The organism is Priestia sp. 10L35 (assembly GCF_056395685.1).
The window spans coordinates 1-309 of record NZ_JBFTKA010000078.1 but is presented as its reverse complement, the minus strand read 5'-3'; the positions used below and the strand labels follow the sequence as shown (position 1 = coordinate 309).

The following is a 309-nucleotide window of genomic DNA, read 5'->3' as shown; positions in this document are numbered from 1 at the left end:
CAGTTCGGTAGCTCGTCGGGCTCATAACCCGAAGGTCGCAGGTTCAAATCCTGTCCCCGCAACCAAAGTGGTCCCGTGGTGTAGCGGTTAACATGCCTGCCTGTCACGCAGGAGATCGCGGGTTCGATTCCCGTCGGGACCGCCATTTTAAATTTAATAAGGCTCGGTAGCTCAGTTGGTAGAGCAAAGGACTGAAAATCCTTGTGTCGGCGGTTCGATTCCGTCCCGAGCCACCATTTTAAGACGGCGATTGTGGCGAAGTGGTTAACGCACCGGATTGTGGTTCCGGCATTCGTGGGTTCGATTCCC

General features: G+C 55.0%; 2 tRNA genes. Both read left to right on the top strand.

Features of this window, described 5'->3' with window-relative positions:
• Positions 1-69: 69 nt before the first annotated feature.
• A tRNA-Asp gene (locus AC1DEF_RS29440) sits at positions 70-145 on the top strand.
• A 15-nt stretch (positions 146-160) separates the two neighbouring features.
• Positions 161-236: transfer RNA gene (locus AC1DEF_RS29435), tRNA-Phe, on the top strand.
• The last annotated feature ends 73 nt before the right edge of the window (positions 237-309 follow it).